General features: G+C 36.6%; 11 protein-coding genes and 1 riboswitch. All 11 genes read right to left on the reverse strand.

Annotated features, from left to right (window positions below; all coding sequences use genetic code 11):
* Positions 1-26 precede the first annotated feature (26 nt).
* Complete coding sequence (locus P3F81_RS07815; RefSeq protein ID WP_147669857.1) at positions 27-1,034, reverse strand: ABC transporter substrate-binding protein; 1,008 nt, start codon at positions 1,032-1,034, stop codon at positions 27-29.
* Entirely contained in the window at positions 1,021-4,740 is a 3,720-nt protein-coding gene (cobN, locus tag P3F81_RS07820) for a cobaltochelatase subunit CobN (RefSeq protein ID WP_147669856.1), read from the reverse strand. The genes P3F81_RS07815 and cobN overlap by 14 nt, the downstream gene beginning before the upstream one ends.
* 82 nt (positions 4,741-4,822) lie before the next feature.
* Positions 4,823-6,745, reverse strand: a complete 1,923-nt coding sequence (locus P3F81_RS07825) for a TonB-dependent receptor plug domain-containing protein (protein ID WP_147669855.1) — start codon at positions 6,743-6,745, stop codon at positions 4,823-4,825.
* Positions 6,746-6,877: 132 nt separating this feature from the next.
* A riboswitch (cobalamin riboswitch) is annotated at positions 6,878-7,053 on the reverse strand.
* Positions 7,054-7,127: 74 nt separating this feature from the next.
* Positions 7,128-8,171, reverse strand: a complete 1,044-nt coding sequence (locus P3F81_RS07830; protein WP_147669854.1) for a radical SAM/SPASM domain-containing protein — start codon at positions 8,169-8,171, stop codon at positions 7,128-7,130.
* Positions 8,149-9,405, reverse strand: a complete 1,257-nt coding sequence (locus P3F81_RS07835) for an ABC transporter ATP-binding protein (protein WP_147669853.1) — start codon at positions 9,403-9,405, stop codon at positions 8,149-8,151. Before P3F81_RS07835 ends, P3F81_RS07830 begins: the two co-directional genes overlap by 23 nt.
* A complete protein-coding gene (locus P3F81_RS07840) occupies positions 9,405-10,442 on the reverse strand; it encodes a FecCD family ABC transporter permease (protein ID WP_147669852.1) in 1,038 nt (345 codons plus the stop codon). The genes P3F81_RS07835 and P3F81_RS07840 overlap by 1 nt, the downstream gene beginning before the upstream one ends.
* Positions 10,443-10,457: 15 nt before the next feature.
* Positions 10,458-11,417: a TIM barrel protein gene (locus P3F81_RS07845; RefSeq protein ID WP_147669851.1), complete on the reverse strand. Its 960-nt coding sequence runs from the start codon at positions 11,415-11,417 to the stop codon at positions 10,458-10,460.
* A 32-nt stretch (positions 11,418-11,449) separates the two neighbouring features.
* On the reverse strand, positions 11,450-13,414 hold the full coding sequence (locus P3F81_RS07850; RefSeq protein ID WP_147669850.1) for a TonB-dependent receptor plug domain-containing protein: 1,965 nt from the start codon (positions 13,412-13,414) through the stop codon (positions 11,450-11,452).
* Between the two features lie 111 nt (positions 13,415-13,525).
* The gene (locus P3F81_RS07855) at positions 13,526-14,296 is read right to left on the reverse strand and encodes an energy transducer TonB (RefSeq protein WP_147669849.1); all 771 of its coding nucleotides are present in this window, start codon (positions 14,294-14,296) and stop codon (positions 13,526-13,528) included.
* Between the two features lie 2 nt (positions 14,297-14,298).
* Positions 14,299-14,709 carry an ExbD/TolR family protein gene (locus P3F81_RS07860; RefSeq protein ID WP_147669848.1) on the reverse strand — a complete coding sequence of 137 codons (411 nt, stop codon included), beginning with the start codon at positions 14,707-14,709 and terminating at the stop codon, positions 14,299-14,301.
* Complete coding sequence (locus P3F81_RS07865) at positions 14,696-15,328, reverse strand: MotA/TolQ/ExbB proton channel family protein (protein ID WP_147669847.1); 633 nt, start codon at positions 15,326-15,328, stop codon at positions 14,696-14,698. The genes P3F81_RS07860 and P3F81_RS07865 overlap by 14 nt, the downstream gene beginning before the upstream one ends.
* Positions 15,329-15,471 lie beyond the last annotated feature (143 nt).

The following is a 15,471-nucleotide window of genomic DNA, read 5'->3' on the forward strand; positions in this document are numbered from 1 at the left end:
AAATCCTTTTTCTTTACAAATTCTTATCATTCACCTGAAAATGAAATATGCTGATTCGCAGGTTGTGCAAACGCATCCCCATAAACGGCATAAGCAATCTCCTTTACTCCATAGACAAAATCTTGCGAAGCGTTATAAATATACCCTTCTCTAGGGTAACGCAAGCCATTATTTTTAATTGCAGTAACCGTTTGAAGTGATGGATCATTTAAATATTCCTGATTAAATTCGCCGACATCGTAAGTTCCATGATCTTGATAGGAAGGCATTAAGAAAATATCCGGATTAATTCCTACAATCATTTCTTTCGTTAATACTTGTCCATTTTTTATTCCGGCTGCCGCTACGCCATTGATAACGCCTGCATAATTACACATCGCATCAAAGGTACAGCCACTTCCGCCATAAGTCGTCATCAAAGAAATCAAGACAATTTTTTTTCGCTGATTTTCAGGTATTTGCTCAACCTTTGCTTGAATATCTGCAAGTTCCTCCTTCATTTTTGCTAAGATTAAGTCACCTTTTTCTTCTTCTTTTAGTGCTTGCGCAATTAATTTAATCGTAGCTTGTGTATCAGCTAAGGTAGCCACCTCTGGAGTAACAATGACCGGAAATCCTAATTCCCTTAAAGAAGATACAGTATCAGCGGGTGTCCAGCCACTGGCAATAATTAAATCTGGTTTTAATGCAAAAACCTGCTCCGGCGAAGGGTCTTTGATTTTTACGGGAATCTTCTTCGCCTTTTCAACAATATTAGAGCTATAAGGATCATCTAATAAAGCATTAACCCCAACCATTTTATCTGTAGTCACCATGCCTAATGCAATAATGTCCGTATGCATAGACAAGGTTAAAATTTTATTTGGCTTATGCGGAATCTTTACCACGGTTCCTTGGCTATCCATGACCTCATAAGCATCTTGAGAAAGTTGACTTTCTCCGTTTTTCCCACACCCGCAGCATAAGAGGAATATAAAAATGCTGCATAAAATCAACCCAATTTGATATTTTTGCTTCCATTTATTTTTCATCATTTATTTCTTCCAAATCTCCTTCTAAGGATAAAAATAATTTTTCCAATTCAGCTTTTGTTTCTGGTTTCGCATTCCATAGCCCACGCTGATTGGCTTCTAATAGCACCTCAGCAATTCTGTGCAATGCCCATGGATTCACTTCCTGCATCCATTTTTGCATCTCTTCATTAAATGCATATTTTTCTGCGTATTTTTCATACATCCAATCTTCCATGACATTGCTTGTCGCATCCCATTGATAACTGACAGCAACGTAAGTCGCTAAATCACCGGCACCTTTATAACCATGTTTTTTCATCCCTTCAATATATTTAGGATTCATGGCTTCGCCTCTAAACCACCGTTTTAACTCTTCTGCTAAACTTCGCAACTGAATTTTTTTTCGATCTGAGCTATCGCTTACATAATTCCGTGGCATTTTACCGCTTATACTGCGGACAGCGGCTACCATACCACCACGATAATTATTATAATCATCCCCCGCTAACATAGAGGACTCGCGATGATCTACATTCTGCAAGGTAATCTCCATCTTTTCTAAACGCTTTTTAAATAGCTTTGGTAAATACGAACCAGCTGAACCGTCGCCATAGGCATGTGCGCCCCAACGAACGTACACATCGGCTAAGTCATCAATATTATCCCAATTTTTCGCTTCTAATACCGCACCAACACCTGCACCATGCGCTCCCGGTGGATCGCCAAAAATTCGATATGAAGCTTGTCGCCAAGCCTGTTCTTTCGCAGTACCTTCCTGTAGTAAGTCATCAACTTCCGCTAAAATATGTTTGCGAACATAATTTTGCTCAATACTTTCATCAAGCTGAGACACCATATCTACTGCTTTATTTAGCCAATCAATCGAAGCTAACATGCTATCACGAAACAGCCCGCTAATCCGTCCAGTTACGTCTATTCGTGGTCTTTTCAGCTTTTCTAGCGGAATAATTTCTAAGTCAATAACCCGCTTGCTGCCGCTTTGCCAAACGGGTTTTAAGCCCATTAAATATAAAAATTCTGCAACACATTGTCCATGATTACGCAAATTACTCGTTGCCCACAAAATAATGCCTACGCTCTCAGGATAATGCCCCTCCTCATTGATAAAACGTTCGATTACATAATCCGCCATCGTTTTACCGATTTCCCAAGCCGCCTCTGTCGGTAGAGTTTTGGGATCAACGCTATAAAAATTTCTCCCTGTCGGTAACAAATCCGCACCACCACTCGTTGGAGCTCCAGATGCACTTGGCTCAATATAAGCACCATTCAATGCTCGCAGGGTATTTTCAATCTCCAAAGTCGTCAAAAGTAAACTTGGTGCAATATGTTGACAAATATATCTAGCTACTTTTAAAAATTCTGTACGCTCTTGCTCAGTTAATTTTTCCGTCCAGGATAAATGGAAGATTCGTTCTGCTTGTTCTATCTCAAACTGCTGTTGATACAAGAGCACAATAACTTCACGACACTTTTGCCGAATTTCATCTAATAAAATGCCATAAGTCTTGCTTCCATCGGGAAGTAAAGTACCGCTATTTTCTAACAAGACGTAATAATCATATCCATAAATCATAGTCGCAATTGTTTTTGTCAGCGAGGGAATCTCACCATTTTCTAACCGTGTCAATTCTAACAAATACTCAATTAGTTCATCCCCTTCTGGAGGGCAACCCAAAATATGCAATCCATTATGAATCTGCATATTTTTTATATCCGTAATAAAAACGTGCAATTTCCCAAGATAATCATTAAAATCGCCATAATCAACGATTTCTTCAATCCTGCACTCAGCTGCTTTTTGCCTAATTAAATCTTCCAATATCGTTTTATTCTGCTCGGCAGCGATATCTTTTTGGAAATGAACATATTCTTCTAAAAGTTTTTCTAGCTCTTCTAATTCTTCATACACTCCGGCAACGGTCATCGGTGCAGATAAATAACTAATTAAACATGCAGCACTACGTCTTTTTGCCTGAATTCCTTCGCCAACACAGGTAATCCAATAATGATAAATATTCGGCATATTTCCCGTAGCAATGTCAGGATAGCAAGCGTTTGACATCGCTACGCCTTTTCCTGGAAGCCATTCCAAATTTCCATGCGTTCCTACATGAATCATCGCATCTGCTTGCCAAATCTCTTGTATCCAATGGTAAAAGGCTAAATAATGATGTGTTGGAGCACAATCCGGCGAATGATAAATTTTGGCCGGATCCTCGCCAAATCCACGTGGAGGCTGTACTGTAATATAAACATTTCCATTTTTCATTCCCGGAATCAGCAAAGTATCCTCATAACAAAATACTTCGCCTGGCACTCCTCCCCAATCATGGATCAACTGTTTTTTTGTCTCTTGTGGCAGAGTCTCAAAATAAGCTTGATATTGTTCTTTTGTTAATTTCCCATCAGCTTCTAAAATTTGTTTTTCTGAAATAAACCGCCGATCATTGGTGGCATGACTTGTTAGATCCGCAATAAATTCTTCGCGACTTACAGGCAAATGATCTACCTGATAGCCATCCTCTTTTAACCTTTTTAATAACAAGCGAATACTTTCAATAGAATCAAGGCTTGCTGCACTTCCGATGTTTGAATTTGTTGGCGGATAATTATGAAATATGATTGCAACTTTCTTTTCTTTATTCTGCTTTTTATTTAATTTAGCCCATTTTCCAGCCTTTTGTATTAACCGCTCAATTCGTTCTTCTAATATACATTTTGTATGTGCCCCCTCCTCTAATTCTTCTTGTGTTGCAACTGGTACACTATGAATAATTCCATCAAATTCAGGCAATGCAATCGCATAGGATAATTCATTCGCAGACATTCCTACAAAACTATTCTTCCACCATTGATACGTATTATATAAATGGTACGCTTGTAAGATTGGAACATTTAATTTTTTTAATGCTTCTAATGCAACAAATCCCGTAACCGTCAAAGAAAAAACAAAATTGTTAATTAACACGTCAATTATAGGGTGTCCATTTTGATAAAAAAACTTTTCTATATTGGTTTGTAAGTTAACCGCTCCTGTTTCTTCATTTGCCATTGTCGTAGTAAAAATCACAAGCGGAATAAATCCTTGCCTTTCAATTTCAGCAATTACTTGATTTGGATAAGATAAGTTCTGCCATAACCAATCTTCCCGCGAAAAAATCATACCAATGATCGGCTTATTGAGTGATTGCTTCTTTTCCAAATACTCCTCAATACTTAAGGTCTCATCCGGATAATTAGGATGATATACCCCAGCCCAGGGCATTTGTTTCGGTTCTTCTACTTGACAATTTTTTTTACAAAATGTTTTTGCAAGAAAAAGCCATAAATTTGAGAAATTCTCTAATCCTCCATAGCTAAAATATTTAAAAATTGTATTTTTTTCTTCGTGGGTTAAGCCTAAATCCAGTACATCGTCACCAGCATCCATGATGTGATAAAGATGACAAATCTCCTTTTGTCGCATATACATTGAGGACTTTTTTAGAAAATCACAACACAATCCCGTTCCCATCCATGAAATTAAAACAAAATCACACACTCGAATTTTCTCTTCCCAGCGTTTGTTCCAAATTTCACTATCATTTATATATTCTTGCACAAAAAAATTACTTAGCTGACTTTTTGCCTCTGCAAAAATTTGGGCTGATTTCATTCCAATATCATGATGTTCCATATTTGTAATAAATAATATCCTGCTCATATTCTTACTCCATTGCTCATTATATTAACAAAATAGGGCTGTTATCAGCCCTATTGCTTCTATCATCAAAATGCGAAAATGATTAAAATGAATATTGAACTCCAACTTGGAAGTTACGCCCTGGTGCTGAATACCAACTACCATCTGGATCCATATCATAACATTGATCTGTATAGAATTTATCAAAAATATTATTCACACGAATAAACGCTTTTGCATTGTCTTCGAATTGATAATTGATTGCTGCATCCCATATCCAAAAGGATGTAAATTCATCTGCAATATTTTTTCCCTTACGACCTTCTCGATCAATAATTCCTCTACCATTAAGCTGCATATCAAATTGATCCTTTTCATATTTCAACCCTAGATTCCAAGCACCACGCGGTAAATATCCATTCTGATTTGGATTTGAATATGCATTTTCCGGATCAATATATAAATGCGTATAACCTACATTTGCACTAAAATTATCATTCAATTGTTTTGTGAATTGGATATCCCAGCCACGGGCACTTTCTTCCCCAACATTGTAATATTTATAGGTATCCGAATTAAATCCGATCATATTTTCTGCTTTTCGCTTAAATATGTTGAAACTACCAGTGAAAGTTTTATCAAATTTGTGATTCACACCAAATTCTATTGTTTTTCCTGTTTCCGGTTCTAAATCTAAGCTGCCGTAAGAGGAATACAACTGATATTGATTTGGCGATACAAAGAATTCCTTATAACTCATATAGTAATTTGTATTGTCATTCGCTTCATAACCTAATACAACACTTGGCGTATTATGACGTCCATATACGGAATGATTGTCTGTACGAATCCCCGTCGTTAATGTCCATTCATCATTCATATGCCAAGCATCTTGCAAATAAAAGGCACGATTTGTAATCGTTCGATCTCGCCAAGCATCTGTATAACCATAACTTGTACTAGAATAATTCTTGATCTTATCTTGATAAAAATCAAAGCCGCCTACTAAAGTATGATTTTCTGTTGTATAGGTTACCTGGTCACTTACGCCTGAAGTCTCCAAGTCCATTAACCATACATTCATTGAGTCATTATAGTTATCATTGAGATAGTTCTTATTTTGATATAAGGAAATCTGATTTACTGCTCTTTCAGAAATGCGATTTGTGGATAAAATACTCAATCTTCTTTGGTCTTTTTCACCTTCACTAATTTGCGTTTCATGAAGGCCACCATTTTTGGGGCGTAAATAATCCGATTGATAAGATTCGTAAGTAAATATTAGCGAAGTATCTTCATCAAAATCTTTGCCGATTTTAAAATTAAAATCGTTTGCATTTACTTTATTTTGAATTGTATTGCCGCGCCCATCCTTAAAATCACCACTAATATCTTTTTGCGCGGCAAGCATCCAATAAACATTGTCATCCGTTCTTCCCGTATTCAAAAGACTATATTGTTCCTTGCCAAAACTGCCACCTGTAATTTCTAAGGAAGTTTTGTTATCACCTGCAGCGACTTTACGTGTAATGATATTGATTACACCACCTGAAGCATCTGAGCCATAAAGTGTTGAAGCTGACCCTTTTAATATTTCAATTCGTTCAATGCTATCCATATCTACTACTTCTGAAGCATTAAATTTTGAGAAAGTACTACCATTTGTATTTACTCTCATTCCATCAATAAGAACTACAATATTTTTTGTTCCATTAATATAAATACTGTTTGAAGTATAATTTCCGCCACCGTTTCCATAGTTTTGAATAGTAACACCTGGAACATCTCTAAGCACATCCGTTAAGTTTGTATAATGATTTTTTTCTAACATTTCACGCGTAACAACATTGATATTTGCAGGTGCTTTAAAAGCATTTTGTTCTATTTTAGATGCTGTAACAACAACATTGTCTAGCGTATATTCATCTAAGGTAGCGGCTTCTACACTTGGCAATGCTAACGAAACAAATGTAGTACAAGCAATCGTGGCTAAAACTGTTCTTTTTCGTAAAAAATCCCTTTTCATTGTAGATTCCTCCAAAAATAATTAATAGAAAAGAATAAAAAAACTCTGTTACGCGATTTGCGTACAGAGTTTTTCATGCAAAATAAACAGTATTCACTGTATATCTCCCATCCCTGTCGCTCGCAGGTCTAATGGTATGATCATGCAATGGCAGTTCTTCTGACTCAGATTCATCACTTCTCCAGCCTTCCCAAGATTTCTCTCAGTGACGTATTTGGAGTCGCTCCTCATTACAGCGGCGGGACCGTATCGGATTTACACCGATTTCCCTATTAAGCCTTTTGGCACCTATTGCGCGATTATGAAATTCGTTTTTCATCATAAACTATATAGTGGCTATATAGTCAAGCTTTTAAATGCATAAATTTATATTTTTCTCCAATTAACTACAATGAATTGCAGTCCGCTTCAAGCTACATTCCGAAAGATATGCCATTTTCTCTTTGCTGCCATACCATCTAGCAAAACACCCCCCGCCACACAACGAAAAATCCTTGCACTCTAAGCAAAAATGCAAACTATTTTTTATTACCTCTGCAACCTTGGCTTGTTTTTGTCTATCCACACCCGTTTTAATATTTCCAATATAAAAGTCAGGATTACCTACCAAAGAAGCACAAGCATAGATATCTCCAGTTGCATCAACATAAATTGCAGCACCATTCATCGCATGGCAATGAGCAAAAGTTGTTAAGCTGCCTTCCTTTAATTTTTCCACGCGTTCTAACTGCGCAAACAACATTTTACGTCCCGTTAATTTCTCAAGCTTTTGAGCTACGGTAAATGCTTCCTCTAATCCCGCTTTTACATCTTGAGGTTCCGCCGCTTTTATCTCTGCACCGCGTCCTTGTCCTCTTAGTAAATCAAACCCAATTCGCCTTACATTTCCAAGGTAATAGGCAAGCTCTACAATCCCTGTTAATTTATTTACATTTTGAGCTGTCACAACACAAGTCACACCGATTTGGATAGAATGATGTTTCAAAATTTCAATTCCATTTAAAATCGCCTGCATACATCCACTACCATTTGGAAAACATCTCTGCTTATCATTTTCCTGTGTTCTCCCATCTATGCTAACGCCAATTGCAACTTTTCCTTTTTTTAGGATTTTCGCGATTTTCTCAGTAATTAACGTTCCATTTGTTTGCACCTGCATTAATGCAGGAATTTTATTGTGCTGAACATATTCAATCACCGCTTGAATGACCGGAAAATTCAGCAGCGGTTCTCCACCACTAAATTGAAGGATAAACTTCTCTTTACTTCTTGCAGCAATATCTACTGCTTGAATCGCTGTCTCAACTGACATAAAATCAGCAGCATGTTCATTCGCATAGCAATACTTACATGATAAATTACAGGTACCGGTTAAACTAAGTAATAGCATCTTTGTCGATGTTTCAGATTGATTTAAAAACTCCATTTTTCTGCTCCATTAAATGCATAAATTCATTTGTTGTCATTACTTGTACTTGTGATTGCCGTATTAATGCATCGTATAAGTGTTTTGCTTCCCCATTTGTATAATCACGTTCTTCAATCGGTGTATCTTCCAAAATAATCAATTGTTTTGCAATAAATGCATCTTTTAAGTTCATTAAATTATTTATTCCATAGGCAATATTACAAAGTACTGTAAAGTTTGCATGACCAATTAACATGCGATTTTCCTCACTACTTGATTCATTGATAGGAGCAAAAGCTTCCTTATAAATCACCTTTGCTTTAAATGCAGACGCTACAATTGCGTCTCCATCTCCAGTTGATAATACCCCCGTACTAATCTTATAATGCTGTTCATATAACTTTCTTATTAAATCCGAAGCAATCCCTCCTCCACTAATAATGTGAATCCGTTGCTTGCTATCATTTCTATCCTCTTTATGATAAGTATAAATATCAAGCAGTCCCGATACATAATTATTAAACACTGCTGCATTCATCTGATACGCTTGATGTAAATTACCAGTAGTGATTACTTCTTCTGGTAATCCATCCGCTAAAACGTTACCTTTATTCAGTAAAATTAATCGAGAACAAAATTTTGCCGCCAAGCGAATGTCATGAACAACAATCAAAATAGTTTTTCCCTGACGACAAAGCTCTTTGCACTGACGAAAAATCTCTTCTTGATACGTTAAATCGAGACTAGCCGTAGGCTCATCAAGAAAGATCAAATCCGTTTCTTGGGTAAGAACCTTCGCTAATAATACACGCTGTTTTTCCCCACCTGACATATGATTAATATCCTTATCCGCTAAATGAGAGACACCTGTAAATTTCATATATTTTTCAGCAATTGCATAGTCCTCTTCACTTTCATTCTGCCACCATTCCAAATAAGGATATCGTCCTGCTAACACAACCTGTTTTGCTGAAAATCCAAATCCCGTATTAATTTCCTGCTGCATATAAGCAACTTTACGCGCAATCTGCTTTTCAGATAATGTATGTAGATTTTCCCCAAATATTTCGATAGTTCCTATTGCCGAATGAATTCCCCGTAAACTTTTTAGCAGCGTACTTTTACCTGCGCCATTGGGCCCGATAATACCAACAAACTCTCCTGGATTTACTGTAAAATTAATGTCCTGTAATATAGTATAATTGTCTATCGCTAATCCGACATTTTCTGCAATCAGTATAGGTTGTTTCATTATAGCTGCCCCTTCCGCTGCGCCCGTCTAAGTAAAAACAAAAAGTATGGTGCACCCATTAAAGCAGTCATTACACCCACGCGGATCTCCGCTGGCTGCGCAATCAATCTTCCCACCGTATCACACCCTAATAGAAAAGTCCCTCCAGCTAAGGCACAGGCTGGTAATAAAATCCGGTGTTCTGCTCCTAAGATAATCCTCATAATATGTGGCACCACTAACCCAACAAAGCTTATACTACCACTGACACATACTGCAGTAGCTGTTGTTAGTGAAGCAATGAATAATAAAAGCATTCTCAATTTGCCTACCGACATACCGACAGAGCGCGCTTCTTCCTCACCAAGAACAAGAATATTCAAATGTCTAGCTAATAAACATAAAATAATAATACCAAGCACAATTGGACCAACTGCCAAATACACATGTTCCCAGCGTCTATAGTCTAATCCGCCAACGGTCCAAAATAAAAATTCCCTCAATTTATATTCATTCATAAAAGTCAATATTCCTGAAGTTAATGCTCCTAAAAAAATACTAACAGCAACGCCGGCTAGTAATAATACCATGACGGGAATTTTCCCATTCCGCATAGCAAGAAAAATCGTTAATGCAACCGTTGCCAAAGATCCGATAAACGCAAAAAGAGGCATATAAAACATGCCTATAGCAGTCAATCCCGTAGAAATAGCTAATACAGCTCCCAGTGCAGCTCCACTTGATGCACCAATAATTCCCGGTTCTGCTAATGGATTACCAAAAACGCCCTGCATTACTGCACCCGTTACAGCTAACGCCGCCCCGACTAAAATGCCAACAAGCGTTCTAGGCATTCTAATATGCCAAATAACAGCGGTATCCTCAGCTGTTGGAACGGCATTCGTTAGTATTGGCAAATTTAATTGGTCAGTAAGAATATTTACGATAGATAAAAAAGGAATCTGAATTTGCCCAAAACTTAAGGACATTGCAAAAGTAAGCAAAAATAAAGCGACTAAAACAATTAAAATGATAATTTTTTTATTCAAAGCGTTCATAGCATATCCTTTTATTTAAAATTTTCTCAACGCACGTTGCTGTGTTCTTACTTTAGTTTGCCAATCCAAAGTTGATGTCTGCATAAATTCATGCACAAGATATTGAGGCTGTATCTTTTCCACAATTTTTTGCACCGTTTGTGTAGTAAACGGAAGATGTTCATCAATCTTTAGTACATGTTCCATAATATTGCCTATAGAATAATCACGAGTAATGTTTTCTTGTCTAATCTTTTTGACATACTCTCCCGATAATGAATAATGTAGATGAATTCCTTTTATATATCTGCTTTCTGCTCCCAAATTATTCAGAACTTGCAAAATATACTCTACACCATCTTCTTGCGTCACTAGGTTTTGATTTGTGTTCATCAAGTGTCCCGTATCCAGCATAATCCCTTTATTTTTATGCTGAATTCCAGCCATTAGTTTTTCTACGATATTTCTATCTAACAAAGTTAAGCCCGGCCACCATAAGTTCTCAAATAACAAAGTTACACCTTCTGGAATCACATCTGAAAGATCATTCACAAGTTCAATGATCGCTTCAATAACCATATTATCTTTATAATGAAACTTCCAATGATAAAGTTCCTCTTTTCTTGCCTGACTAACATGAAAAACAAGATATTTAGGATTCATTTTTATTGCTGCTGAAATATTCTCTTTATATAAAGCTAACCAATCATTTCGCGTCAAACCACCAAAGCAAGATTTAATCGCATCCGTATTTGGGAAACTTAATTTCAAGCCTTGTGAATTTCCTAGCCAAAAATCTAACCAATCACTCCAAAACCGTAAATGCACACCATAAATAAATTTTTCCGGATGCAAATTAGAATCCCACGGTTCCCAAAGCATCATCTCAATACCATCTAAGTTATTTTGCTTTAAAAATTTTCCAAGCTCTTTCGCATCATTTTTAATTAAATTATTATCCATGGAGTAATTTGATAAATTTACCAATTCAAGCAAGATTCAACTTCACCCTTTTCCTAATAACTTACCTAAAAAGTACATTTCATCCCGATTTGGATATTGCGTCCCATCATTGGATATGCACCCTGACTGCCAGCACATGGAGTTAATTCATAATCACGATTTGTAATATTATTAACTTTTAAATATGCTGTTAAATTATCTTCTACTGCATAGTTTATATTGGCATCCCATACCCAATATCCAGCAGAAGTAAAGTTATTTAAATTTCTCCCCGTAGCAGCAGTTCCAAATAAGTTTACATTCCAGCGATCAAGATTATAATGTATTCCAATGCGATATCCATTCGGTTGGCTATTATTTTTATCAGTAATATAATCCGCATTTGGCTGCTTATTCTCAACACTTAAATAAGAATATCCAACATCAATACTCCATATTTCACTTAATTTACTTTGTAAAGCTATTTCAAATCCTTTGCGTTTCTGCTCATCAATATTTTCAACTGTTGAAATATATGTGTTTGGATCATAATTCCAACGAATTGCATCTTTTACATTACTTCTAAATGCACTAGTAGATAGAGAAGTATTTTGAGATAACTGTTTATTAAACCCGATTGTAACTGTATCTCCTGTTTCCGGTTTTAAATTAGGATTTCCATACATCATCCAAGCTGGTTGATTCCAAAATAAATCATCCGCATTCGGCGCATTGAAAATTTTTCCCCATGAAATATATGCATTAGCCGATTCATCAAATTTATAATTAAAAGATGCTTTCGGCGTCGTTTTTCCACCAAACATATTGTGATGATCATAGCGTATCCCCGGTGTAAATGTCCAATGATCACTTAATGTAATTTCATCTTCCAAATAAATCGCTTTATTATTTATTTTTTCATCGTAATCACCAGCACCGTTGTTTATTACCCGTGTTTCTCGCCATTCAGCGCCGGCAATAACTTTATTATTTTCATTTAACCGCCACCCATCTTGCCAATCGAAGCCTTTTGCATGGTTGCTGTATTCCGCATATCCTGATCCACCATCAACATCATTAAATCCCTGTGAGGTATAGTTTGAATAATAACGAAAATATCCCGGAATATCTGTATCTTCTTTAAAATGATAGGTAATCGCCCAATTATTCATTAATTTATCCATCGTATCATTCTCATAATGGTTGGACACAAATCCACCCCAGCCCGAATAACCAAAGCCCGGAGCTTGATACCATTGACCGCTATGATCGCTCATATGTTCAACATTCAACGTTAACGAACTGCTATCATTAATCTCCTTATCCAAACGAAGCGTAAAATTATTTTTATCATAATTACTATTAGACATTTTTTTCGTATCACCGGTTTTAAAATCTTTATACTTCATATAATCCTGTTCAGATTTGCCAGCAGTTACGAACCAACTCCAATCCTTTTCACTGCCCTCAGTTGCAACTTCATAATTTTTCATTCCCCATGATCCCGAGCTTATATCAATCGTTGATTTATACTCTTTTGCACCTTTTTTCGTAATGATATTAATTACTCCACCAACGGCATCTGTCCCATAAAGAACGGATGCAGTTCCTTTAACAATTTCAATACGATCAATGTTCGCTAATGATGGAATTGTTTTTAAATCAATGCCGGCTCTATCCGTCGCCGTACCCTTATCCATATTCATTCTTCTTCCATCAACCATAACAATTACACGATCATCACCATTTAACCGAACAATATCTTGCCTACTCATAGATGCTTCCGTAACAGTAACACCATTAACACTTTTCAAAGCCTCCGCTAAATCACGAAAATGATTTTCTTCAATATCTTTTGCGGTAATAATACTCACATTTGCAGCTGTTTTTGATAATGGTGTCGCAACACGATTCGCTGTAACAACAACTGTATCAAGTAAATACTCATCCAATAACTCTTCTGGATTAGCATAAACTGAAGACATTGACAAAGACATCCCCATACAAACACTCAAAGTTAATAACATTTTCTTTTTATTTGTTCTACTCATTGTATTTTCAATCCCTTATTTTTAATTTATCATTACTCTATTTAAAAGAAAATTTTCACAATTATTAAATATAATCCGGTAATGGTCAATAACTATCCTTGCTTATCAAATTTAAGTAATTGTAAAGCTAAAGGTTCTATAAATATGACAACGAACTGCATCGCCATAGACGTTTTTTGCTGGTGAGAATGATAGGCGATACGCTGCTTTTACTGCCTCACTATCAAATGCATCATATCCAGAGGATGAAACTACCTCTACATTTTCCGCACTTCCATCTGTTCCAACAAGAACCTTTACCTTTACTGCCCCTTCAATCCCTTGCCGTTGCAATTTTTTCGGATAATTTGGCGCAGCATCAGCTATTAATTTAGGTGGTGTTTTAGGCTTTAATGCATCACCGTCTCCATTCCCATCGCCACTTCCATTTCCACTACCGCTTCCGTTTCCTGCTCCAGAATCACTTCCAGCGCCCTCTCCTTGTCCACTTCCTGAACCTTCACCTTTAGTCCCCTGCCCACTTCCAAGTGCAGAACCACTCGTGTTATTTCCATGATTCGTAGCAGTTTGATTAGGCGTACTTTTTTCAATGTGTTGTTTTCGTTCTTCTGTATACTGCTGCGTTACTGGTGGAATAGTTGTATCATTTTTTAATACAATATCTTCTACTGCTGGTTCTGTAACTTCTGGTGCAGCTCCATCATCACCACCGCCGTTATCACCACCACCAACATCTTCATAAACAGTCACATCAACCACCTTAGCCGTGCTACTATCCATGCGCATAAAAAGTCCAGTTGAAGCAACAAGAACAAATACAATAATATGTAAAAATAGCGATATTCCCAAGGACAAACGTTCTTCTTTGGATTGTTTATGCATGATTAACTCCTCCCAGATTCAGCAGCCAGACCAAATCGCGTTAATCCCGCACCTTTCAATTGATCCAAAAATACAATAACTTTTCCATAATCAATATCCTGATCAGCGCGTAGCACCACTGCAAATTTAGGATTTTTTTTATTTTCTGCCTTCGCTTGTGCAATCAATGTCTTTTCATCAATTTGTTGGTCTTCAAGCCATAAAGAACCATCTTTTTTCATCGTAACTAAATAATTCACATTTGTTTGCATTTCTGCGTTCTGCGCTTTTGGCATATTTACTGCTACAGTTTTTAAATCGACCATATATAATGTACTCAGCATAAAAAATACTAGTAAAAAGAACATAATATCGATCATTGGAATAATCATAACTTCTGGTTTTGCAAAAGAACGTCGATCACGCAGTCGCACGATGTATCACCTGCTCTTTATATGCCTCTACTACTGAAAAGCATTGCTCCATATCCGTTACAATATTTTCCAAGCGTTGTGCAAAATAAGAATGTACAGCTAAAGCAATAATTGCCACACATAACCCCATGGCTGTCGCAATCAAGGCTTCACCAACACCACCTGTAATTGCCATGGCTTGCCCAGATTCAAGGTTAAAAATACTAAATGCTGAAATCATCCCACTAATTGTACCCAACAATCCCAAAAGTGGTGCCATCGTAACAATTACATTTAAATAATATAAGCGTTTACGCATTTTAGACAACGCAACTCCAGATTGAATTTCTAAGTATGAACCTATTTTTTCATTATTTTTCGATTGTTTTATCATTGCCTGATATAAAATACCTGCTAAATCTCCATTGGTAGTATCCGCTAATTTTTTTGCTTCAGACGACTTCTCCTCTGCCATAAGTTCACAAAAATTTTCTGCAAACTTACGTCCTGAATCTGACCGTTTAAAATAAAAACCTCTCTCTACTCCAATTGCAACAACAAAAATAGAGCAAAGCAAAAGAATATACATAACAAATCCACCTTTGTGGAAAAACTCTACCCCTTGTACAAGAAAATCCATGTTAATCCTCCTCAACCTTTTTATAAAATATTAATTATTTTCCTTTACCTATTAAACACAAACTATGGTGATGCGAAAATCGCATCACCATTGATGGGAATTTAATAGTTATATAGATAACGCAAACCGACGTGTGTGCACCT

The organism is Selenobaculum gibii, from assembly GCF_030273445.1.
GTDB classification, from domain to species: Bacteria; Bacillota; Negativicutes; order ICN-92133; family ICN-92133; genus Selenobaculum; species Selenobaculum gibii.

What these genes read in the sequence shown, in the direction of transcription:
- P3F81_RS07815 (WP_147669857.1), bottom strand. Translation starts at nt 1,034, where the DNA reads ATGATGAAAAATAAATGGAAGCAAAAATATCAAATTGGGTTGATTTTA.
- cobN (WP_147669856.1), bottom strand. Translation starts at nt 4,740, where the DNA reads ATGAGCAGGATATTATTTATTACAAATATGGAACATCATGATATTGGA.
- P3F81_RS07825 (WP_147669855.1), bottom strand. Translation starts at nt 6,745, where the DNA reads ATGAAAAGGGATTTTTTACGAAAAAGAACAGTTTTAGCCACGATTGCT.
- P3F81_RS07830 (WP_147669854.1), bottom strand. Translation starts at nt 8,171, where the DNA reads ATGGAGTTTTTAAATCAATCTGAAACATCGACAAAGATGCTATTACTT.
- P3F81_RS07835 (WP_147669853.1), bottom strand. Translation starts at nt 9,405, where the DNA reads ATGAAACAACCTATACTGATTGCAGAAAATGTCGGATTAGCGATAGAC.
- P3F81_RS07840 (WP_147669852.1), bottom strand. Translation starts at nt 10,442, where the DNA reads ATGAACGCTTTGAATAAAAAAATTATCATTTTAATTGTTTTAGTCGCT.
- P3F81_RS07850 (WP_147669850.1), bottom strand. Translation starts at nt 13,414, where the DNA reads ATGAGTAGAACAAATAAAAAGAAAATGTTATTAACTTTGAGTGTTTGT.
- P3F81_RS07855 (WP_147669849.1), bottom strand. Translation starts at nt 14,296, where the DNA reads ATGCATAAACAATCCAAAGAAGAACGTTTGTCCTTGGGAATATCGCTA.
- P3F81_RS07865 (WP_147669847.1), bottom strand. Translation starts at nt 15,328, where the DNA reads ATGGATTTTCTTGTACAAGGGGTAGAGTTTTTCCACAAAGGTGGATTT.